This window comes from Pseudomonas sp. E45-MNA-CIBAN-0222, assembly GCF_040310405.1.
In the GTDB taxonomy this organism is placed as follows: Bacteria; Pseudomonadota; Gammaproteobacteria; order Pseudomonadales; family Pseudomonadaceae; genus Stutzerimonas; species Stutzerimonas stutzeri_AC.
The window spans coordinates 1-243 of the sequence record NZ_JBEOPU010000210.1 but is presented as its reverse complement, the minus strand read 5'-3'; the positions used below and the strand labels follow the sequence as shown (position 1 = coordinate 243).

General features: G+C 45.3%; 1 protein-coding gene. It reads left to right on the top strand.

What is annotated here, in order from left to right; genetic code table 11:
* The coding region (locus AAEZ08_RS23360; RefSeq protein ID WP_500125238.1) for a hypothetical protein at positions 1-243 on the top strand (243 nt) is incomplete at both ends.

Genomic DNA, 243 nt, shown 5'->3' with positions numbered 1-243 from the left:
ATTCATTGTCGAGCATGATGTCAGCGTCATTCGCCACGCCGATTGGATAGTCGATGTCGGACCAAAAGCGGGCAGTCACGGCGGTGAAATCATCTATAGCGGCCCTGTCGCAGGCTTGCAAGATATCTCTGATTCCTATACTGGACAATATCTTTTTAATGGGGATTCCAAAAATAAAAAATCAAAAACCCAGCAACCAAAAGCCCATCAATTAACAAGCCAGCAGCCAAGACAACCTAATCA